Source organism: Streptomyces sp. NPDC045026 (assembly GCF_056432625.1).
Genome location: NZ_JBWKIS010000016.1, coordinates 183683 through 191917, shown reverse-complemented (window position 1 = coordinate 191917; position 8235 = coordinate 183683). Strand labels below are relative to the sequence as shown.

Annotated in this window: 5 protein-coding genes; 3 read left to right on the top strand and 2 right to left on the bottom strand. The window is 69.2% G+C overall.

Going from position 1 to position 8235, the window contains the following annotated elements:
- Positions 1–89: 89 nt before the first annotated feature.
- Positions 90–1064, bottom strand: coding sequence for a multicopper oxidase domain-containing protein (locus AC07EJ_RS29565; RefSeq protein ID WP_478885395.1), 975 nt, complete (start codon positions 1062–1064; stop codon positions 90–92).
- A 208-nt stretch (positions 1065–1272) separates the two neighbouring features.
- On the opposite strand from AC07EJ_RS29565, the gene AC07EJ_RS29560 reads away from it, so the two are divergent.
- Complete coding sequence (locus tag AC07EJ_RS29560; RefSeq protein ID WP_478885394.1) at positions 1273–3789, top strand: ThuA domain-containing protein; 2517 nt, start codon at positions 1273–1275, stop codon at positions 3787–3789.
- Between the two features lie 5 nt (positions 3790–3794).
- Complete coding sequence (locus AC07EJ_RS29555) at positions 3795–5996, top strand: OmpL47-type beta-barrel domain-containing protein (RefSeq protein ID WP_478885399.1); 2202 nt, start codon at positions 3795–3797, stop codon at positions 5994–5996.
- 63 nt (positions 5997–6059) lie between these two features.
- Here AC07EJ_RS29555 and ligD read toward each other — a convergent pair whose 3' ends face one another.
- On the bottom strand, positions 6060–7085 hold the full coding sequence (gene ligD / locus AC07EJ_RS29550; RefSeq protein ID WP_389484250.1) for a non-homologous end-joining DNA ligase: 1026 nt from the start codon (positions 7083–7085) through the stop codon (positions 6060–6062).
- 80 nt (positions 7086–7165) lie between these two features.
- On the opposite strand from ligD, the gene AC07EJ_RS29545 reads away from it, so the two are divergent.
- Entirely contained in the window at positions 7166–8227 is a 1062-nt protein-coding gene (locus AC07EJ_RS29545; RefSeq protein WP_393583468.1) for an ATP-dependent DNA ligase, read from the top strand.
- Positions 8228–8235 lie beyond the last annotated feature (8 nt).

Sequence of the window (8235 nt, the reverse complement as noted above, 5' to 3'; positions counted from 1 at the left end):
CTCCACACCTACAACCACCACCGATGCCACACCGCACTCGCAGGCAAGCCCCCCATCAGCCGCGCAAACAACGCTTCAGGGCAATACACCTAGCCGGTGTGACCCGCCGGATGGTGCGGCTCGTAGCCCGGGATCGTGCCGTCCTCCTTCTTCACCAGGAAGAGCCCCACCATCCCCATGTCGGAGTGGCTCTGGACATGGCAGTGGTACATCCAGGCGCCCGCCCCGACGCCCTCTCCCGCGATGATCTGGAAGCCGAACGAGTCCGCGGGGCCGACGATCTTGTTGTCGACGACCCGGCTCGGGTCGTCCGGGCCGGTCAGCATGCCCGTGCGGTTGTCCGCCCAGCGATGACCGTGCATGTGGAAGGTGTGGTAGTACTCGCCGTGCGTGATCATGACGATCTCGACGCGATCACCCACCGTGGCCTCGAAGTTGGGCCCTTCGTGCGCCGGCTTGTTGTTGATGGTCATGTCGTTGAAGACGATCGTGAACGTGGTGTCCGGGAGGACGTCGCCCTTGCGGCGCACGACGACCGGCCCGTACAGGCCCTTGCGGATGCCGCCGGTGCCGTGTTCCGTGCCGACGACGTGGTCGTGGTAGTGCCAGTACCCCGCGCTGCCCGCGCGCCACGTGCCGTCCTTGCGCCGGCCGGGGGCGTGCGTGCGCCAGGCGTAGGTGCGCTTGCCGCCGGGCTCGACGTCGCTCTTGTTGAGCTTGGTGCCGTCGCTGGAGACCTCGCAGTCCAGGCCGTGGACGTGCAGGCTGGCCGCCACGTCCATGGTGTTCTCGAACTCGATGTGCAGGGTGTCGCCCTCGTTGAGCTCGATGAGAGGCCCGGGGACGGATGCCTTGCCCTTCTCGAACCCGTAGCCCATCTGCCCGTCCGCGAGCTTCTCGGCGTACATCTTGATCCGCTTGACCTCACCGCCGGCCGGGGCCGTGCGCACCGGGCCGTCCGCGGGGGCGGCGTCCGTCGCCGCGATGAGCGACAACGATGTCGCGGTCGTCGCGGCGGCGGCCCCGCCCATCAGCACCCGCCGGTTGAAGCTGCGTCTGTCCATGCCGAACTCCCCACCCTCGTACGGGACTTACGCGGACGTGCCACGAGGGCCTCTCGTGACGGCCAGAGAGACGGTAACCGGGTGATCTTCGTTTATCCACACTCAGGACAAAGTTCGTGCCATTGCGGCCGTACCTATTGGCGAGCCACGAAAAGAGGTCTAGCTTCGTCCGCGCCGTACCTGTGACCGACGAGGGGTGGGTGAACTCATGCGGTCCACGCCGCATCAAAAACCCTTGGACGTAAGAGGGTTGGACAGAGAAAGACGCAGACGACGCCGTGCCGTCGCCGCGGTCCTGGCGTCCGGGGCGGTCGCCGCCGGGCTGCTCACCGGGCCCGCCGCCAGCGCGCGTCCGTTCCCCGAACCATCCGTGACAACGATGTCCCTGCCCTCGCCTCCCGGCGGGGCGAACGTGCGCGTCCTGGTGTACTACGGCTCCGCCGCGGGCGGCGACGAGTCACCGGTGGTGAACGCGGGGATCGCGGCCATCGAGAAGATCGGCCAGAGCGGCCCCGCCGCCCAGCGCTTCAAGATCACGGCGACGGACGACGCCTCCGTGTTCACCAACGCCACCAAGCTGGGCCGCTTCAACGCGGTCGTCTTCCTGACCGGCGGCGGCGACGTGCTCGACCCGGACCAGGAGGCGGGGCTCGAGTCGTTCATGGAGGCCGGCGGCGGGTTCGTCGGCATCCACGACGCGGCCCGCGCCGAGCCGTACTCGGACTGGTTCACCGGTCTGATCGGCGCGCGTCCGGCCGATTCCAGCCCGGCGAACGTCCAGCGGGCCACCGTCGAGGTCGGTGACCGCCAGCATCCGGCCACCAAGGACCTTCCCGTCCAGTGGAAGCGCCCCGACCAGTGGCTGAACTGGGTGAAGAACCCGTCCGGTTCGGTGCACACCGTGGCCCGGGTCCGTGAGTCGACGTACCAGCCGGGCGCGAGCGCCAACGGCGCGGACCACCCGGTGTCCTGGTGCCGCGACTACGACGGCGGACGCTCCTTCTACACCGGCATGGGCGGCACGGCCTCCAGTTACGACGAAGTGGACTTCCAGTCGCATCTGCGCGGCGCCCTGCTGTGGACGAGCCGCATCGTGCGCGCCGACTGCAAGGCCGCGATCGACTCCAACTACAAGGCGGAACGCCTCACCCAGCCGAACCAGGCGGGCCAGAACGACCAGATCGGCGAGCCGCACGGCCTGGTCACCGCGCCCGACGGCCGTGTCCTGTACATCGGCCGCGGCGGCGCCGACTCCTCGCAGCCGGTGATCACCGACTGGAACGACCCCGACGTCGGCAAGGGCAAGGGCGAGATCCACGTCTACGACCCGAAGACCAAGAAGGTCACCCAGGCCGGGGCGCTGACCGTCTTCGGCAACAAGGGCGGCGGCGACGAGCTGACCAAGGTCGAGGAGGGTCTGCTCGGCATCGCACTCGACCCGAAGTTCGAGCAGAACGGCTGGGTGTACCTGCACTACACGCCGCACTCGGGGCTCGACCGCGACAAGCAGATGGCCGAGCGGCAGGTCTCCCGCTTCACGCTCGACCTGAACACCAACAAGCTGGACCTGAGCAGCGAGAAGGTGCTGCTCAAGTGGCCGGTGCAGGTGCACAGTTGCTGCCACGCGGGCGGCGGGATGGCCTGGGACTCCAAGGGCAACCTGTACATCGCGACCGGCGACAACAACTCCAGCGGCTTCAGCGACGGCTACTCGGGCAACAACCCCCAGCCCAACTACAAGGGCGTCTCGTTCGCCGACGCGCGCCGCACCGCCGGCAACACCAACAACCTCAACGGCAAGATCCTGCGCATCCACCCGGAGGCCGACGGCACGTACACGCTGCCGGAGGGCAACCTCTTCACGGGCAAGGAGACCGCGGAGGGCGGCGGCAAGACGCGCGGCGAGATCTATGTGATGGGTGTCCGCAACCCGGCGCGCATCTCGGTCGACAAGAAGACCGACACGCTGTACGCGGGCTGGGTCGGCCCGGACGCCGGTGAGCCGTCGACGACCTGGGGCCCGGCGAAGTACGACACGTTCGCCGTCATCACCAAGGCGTCCAACCGCGGCTGGCCGTACTGCATGGGCAACAAGCAGCCCTACCGCGACCGCAATCTGCCGGACCCGACGAAGCCGCTCGGCTGGTACGACTGCGACCACCTGAAGAACGAGTCGCCGAACAACGACGGTCTCGTCAACCTCCCGCCGATGACCGCCAACAACATCTGGTACTCGCCGCAGGGCGGGGCGCCGGACTACCCGCGCGACGCCAACGGCATCCCCTCGTACAAGAAGGAGGAGGCCAAGTACCTCCTGCCGTGGCTCCAGGGCGGCGGGCAGGCCGCGATGGACGGGCCCGTCTACCGCTACGACGCGTCGATCCCGAACGCGGACAAGTGGCCGAGCTACTGGGACGGCAAGTGGTTCGTCGGCGACTTCTACGACGCCACGCAGCCGCGGCACGCGGTGATCATGGACCCGAAGACGGCGGGCGACGGCGGCATCCCGGTGCACGCCGAGAACCTCAAGAAGATCGTGCCGGTCGGCAACGACGGCATCAAGAACCTCATGGACTGGAAGTTCGGCCCCGACGGCGCGCTCTACGTCCTCGACTACGGCCGCGGCTTCTTCACCTCGGACCCCAAGTCGGCCCTGTGGAAGGTGACTTACACGGGCGGCGAGGCGACCCCTGCGGCCGGTGACCTGGCCAGGAAGGCGCAGTGATGAGGATGCGCACCAAGAACCGGCGAAGACTGTGGACGGCGCTGTTCGCCACCGTGCTGCTGATGCTCGGACTCGGCTCCCCCGTCGCGTTCGGGCAGGACGCCCCGGTCGCCGCGGCCCAGCAGGTCCTGAACTGGACCGGCAGCGACGACATCACCAAGTACGCCTCGGCGCCGGCCACGGCGGTGGCGGGCGCGACGACGATCGTCTTCGAGAACAGCGCGGCGACCGGCAACACCATGGGCATGCCGCACACGCTGACGTTCGACACGTCGGACCCCGAGTACAACAACGACGTGTCGGTGAACATCCTGGCCAACCCGAACGACAGCGAGGGCGGCAAGCACTCGGTCGAGGTCACCCTGACCCCGGGCCGTTACCGCTACCACTGCTCGATCCCCGGCCACGAGGGAATGCAGGGCATCCTCGTCGTGACCGAGGGCGGCGGCGAGGACACGGCCGCTCCGGAGACCTCGGCGAAGGTCGACGGGCAGAAGAACGACAAGGGCGAGTACGTCGGTTCGGCGTCGGTGGCTGTGACGGCGACGGACGCGGGCTCCGGTGTCGACAAGGTCGAGTACGCGGTGGGCGCCGACGGTGCCTGGCAGCCGTACACGACCGCGGTGGTCGTCGACCAGGTCGGCACGCACAAGATCCGCTACCGGGCGTCCGACAAGGCGGGGAACGTGGCGGCGGAGAAGTCGGTCGACTTCACCGTGGTCGCGCCGTCGACGGACGACAAGACGCCTCCGGAGACCTCGGCGACGTTGAGCGGCGAGAAGAACGACAAGGGCGAGTACCTCTCGATGGCGACGGTCACGGTGACGGCCTCCGACACCGGCTCCGGCGTCAACTCCATCGAGTACGCGGTGGGTTCGGACGGCGCCTGGCAGCCGTACACCTCGCCGGTGATGGTGCACGAAGTGGGCGCCCACACCGTGCGCTACCGGGCCGCGGACAAGGCGGGGAACGTGGCGGCGGAGAAGTCGGTCGACTTCACCGTGGTCGCGCCGCCCGTGCAGGACAAGACGCCGCCCGAGGTGTCGGCGAAGGTCGACGGCGAGAAGAACTCCGACGGCGCGTACCTCAAGAGCGCCAAGGTGACGGTCTCCGCGACCGACGCCGAATCGGGCGTCGACAAGATCGAGTTCTCGCTCGACGCGGGTCCCTACCTCGCCTACACCGCGCCGGTCGTGGTGGACCGTGCGGGCGCGCACACGGTCGCGTACCGGGCGAGCGACAAGGCCGGCAACACGTCGGAGGCGAAGTCGGTGGCCTTCACGGTCACGACGGGCGGCGGGGTACCGGCGCCCGACTGCGCCGAGTTCGACGAGCGGCTGACGGTGATCGTCGGCACGGTCGACACGGGGATCCCGAACCGGGTCACCAACAACCGGTGCCGGATCAACGAGTTGATCGAGGACGAGCGGGAGTGGACCTCGCAGGCCCTCTTCCTCAAGCACGTCAAGACCGTCACCGACAAGCTCCTCAAGGAAGGCGTGATCGACCAGCGCGAGTACAACAAGATCAACCGCGCCGCCAAGCAGTCGGGGATCGGCAAGCCCGGCCAGACCGAGGGCTACCGCAAGATCTTCGACGGCACGCAGGGCTCGCTCGACAAGTGGGAGCAGGTCGGCGGCGGCAAGTTCGGCCTGAACGCGGACGGCTCGATCACGTCGAGCACCACGGTCGAGGGCATGGGCATGCTGTGGTTCCCGCAGCGCAAGTACGGCGACTTCTCGCTGAAGCTCCAGTGGCGGGACGACGCACCCGGTACGGGCAACGCCAACGGTGGTGTCTTCGTGCGCTTCCCGCAGGTCCACGACAACCCGGAGGAGTCGCGGCCGGAGTGGGTCGCCATCAAGTACGGGCACGAGGTGCAGGTGCTCGACCGTCCCGACGGCGACATGTACAAGACCGGTTCGATCTACGGATTCGACCGGGTGGGTCTCGCGGGCGCGGGCGTCACCCAGAAGGGCACCTGGAACGACTACGAGATCCGTGTGGTCGGCCAGCACTTCTCGGTCCTGCGCAACGGCGTCCTGATCAACGAGTTCGACAACACCGGCGGTCAGGTCTTCGAGCCGCCGCGCGGGGACGACCCGGGCACGGACGGCCGGCGGTTCTCCTCCGGCTATGTCGGGCTCCAGGTGCACAGCACGTCGGACGTCATCTCGTACCGGGACATCCGCATCAAGGAGCTGTGACGGGCAGTAACGGGCAGCTGTAACAGGCAGTATCCGTAACCGAGTTGAGCGAGTCGAGCCGGGTCAGTCCTCGTGTCTGGCCCGGCTCGGCTGTACCCGCTTGGGCTCGCCCGGCATCTTCGGGTACTCGGGCGGGTACGGCATGTCGCCGAGGCCGCGGTCCCGTTCGTCCCGGTCGGCGAGTTCGAGGAGCGCGTCGAGCCGGAAGGCGTGCTCGTCCATGTCCTCGTGGACGTCGCCGAGTTCGGCGTAGCGGGCCGGCATGGAGCCGATGTCGAAGTCGGCCGGGCGCGCGTCGTCGACCTCGTCCCAGCGCAGCGGCGCGGAGACGGGGGCGTTCGGCCGTGGCCGTACGGAGTAGGCGGAGGCGATGGTGCGGTCGCGTGCGGTCTGGTTGAAGTCGACGAAGATGCGCTCGCCGCGCTCCTCCTTCCACCAGGCGGTGGTGACGCGGTCGGACATGCGGCGCTCCAGCTCACGGCCGCAGGCGATGGCCGCGCGGCGCACCTCGACGAACGTCCAGTGCGGGGCGATCGGCACGAAGACGTGCAGGCCGCGGCCGCCGGACGTCTTGGGCCAGCCGCGCAGGCCGCCGAAGTCATGGAGGACGGAGCGCAGCTCGTGGGCGGCGCGGACGGCGTCGGTGTAGTCGGTGCCGGGCTGCGGGTCGAGGTCGATGCGCAGCTCGTCGGGGTGGTCGGGGTGCGCGCGCCGCACGGGCCAGGGGTGGAAGGTGAGGGTGCCGTACTGGGCCGCCCAGATGACGGCGGCGATCTCGGTGGGGCACATCTCGTCCGCGTGGCGCCCGCTGGGGAAGGTGATGGTGCCGGTGGGGATCCAGTCGGGCAGGTTCTTCGCGGCGCGCTTCTGGTAGAAGGACTCGCCGTCCAGGCCCTCGGGGTAGCGCTGGAGGGTGGTGGGGCGGTCGCGCAGGGCGCGCACGATGCCGGGCCCGACGGAGAGGAAGTAGCGGGCGAGGTCGAGCTTGGTGTAGCCGGGCTCGGGGAACATGACCCGGTCGGGGCTGGACAGGCGTACCGTCCGCTCCCCCGCCTCCAGCTCCACCGCCGCACCGTTCGACTTGCCCATGCGGGTCACGCTAGGCGTATCGGCCGCCGGGCGCATACCGGGCGGGTGCCCGCGGATCGCGTCAGAATCGGCTCATGGTCATGGATCTGCCGGTGATGCCGCCCGTGAAGCCGATGCTCGCCAAGTCCGTCGCAAAGATCCCGCCGGGGATGAGTTACGAGGCGAAGTGGGACGGCTTCCGCGCGATCGTGTTCCGGGACGGCGCCGACCTGGAGATCGGCAGCCGCACGGGCAAGCCCCTGACCCGCTACTTCCCCGAGCTGGTCGCCGCCCTCCTCGACCGGCTGCCGGAGCGCTGTGTCCTGGACGGCGAGATCGTGATCGCCAGGGACGGCCGGCTCGACTTCGACGCGCTCACCGAACGCATCCACCCGGCCGCCTCCCGGGTGAAGACGCTGGCGGAGCGGACCCCGGCGTCGTTCGTCGCGTTCGACGTACTGGCCCTCGGCGACGAGTCCCTGATGGACACGCCCATGGTGGACCGCCGGGCCCGCCTGGCCGAAGCGCTGTCGGGCGCGACGCCGCCCGTCCACCTGGCCCCCTCGACGACCGACGCCGAGCTGGCGCAGACGTGGTTCGAGCAGTACGAGGGCGCGGGCCTCGACGGGGTGATCGCCAAGCCCTTCGACCTGCGCTACCGCGAGAACGAACGCCTGATGTTCAAGATCAAGCACGAGCGGACCGCGGACTGCGTCGTGGCCGGCTACCGCTTCCACAAGAGCGGCCCGGTGGTCGGCTCCCTGCTGCTGGGCCTGTACGACGACGGAGGCGTTCTCCAGCACGTGGGCGTGTGCGCGGCGTTCACGATGAAGCGGCGTACGGAGCTGATCGCGGAGCTGGAGCCGCTGCGGCTGGAGTCCGCCGAGGATCATCCGTGGGCCGCGTGGACCGAGGAGTCGGCGCACGAGAAGGCCCGCCTGCCCGGGGCGACGAGCCGCTGGACCGGCAAGAAGGACCTGTCGTGGGTACCGCTGGAGCCGCGGCTCGTCGCCGAGGTGGCGTACGAGCACATGGAGAACGGCGCGCGCTTCCGTCACACGGCCCGCTTCCGCCGCTGGCGCCCGGACCGCACGCCCGAGAGCTGCACGTACGCGCAGCTGGACGAGCCGGTGCGGTACGACCTGGCGGATGTCCTGCGCTAGCCGGTATG

Coding starts and splice junctions, on each gene's coding strand:
- AC07EJ_RS29565 (WP_478885395.1), bottom strand. CDS start 1,064: ATGGACAGACGCAGCTTCAACCGGCGGGTGCTGATGGGCGGGGCCGCC.
- AC07EJ_RS29560 (WP_478885394.1), top strand. CDS start 1,273: ATGCGGTCCACGCCGCATCAAAAACCCTTGGACGTAAGAGGGTTGGAC.
- AC07EJ_RS29555 (WP_478885399.1), top strand. CDS start 3,795: ATGCGCACCAAGAACCGGCGAAGACTGTGGACGGCGCTGTTCGCCACC.
- ligD (WP_389484250.1), bottom strand. CDS start 7,085: ATGGGCAAGTCGAACGGTGCGGCGGTGGAGCTGGAGGCGGGGGAGCGG.
- AC07EJ_RS29545 (WP_393583468.1), top strand. CDS start 7,166: ATGGATCTGCCGGTGATGCCGCCCGTGAAGCCGATGCTCGCCAAGTCC.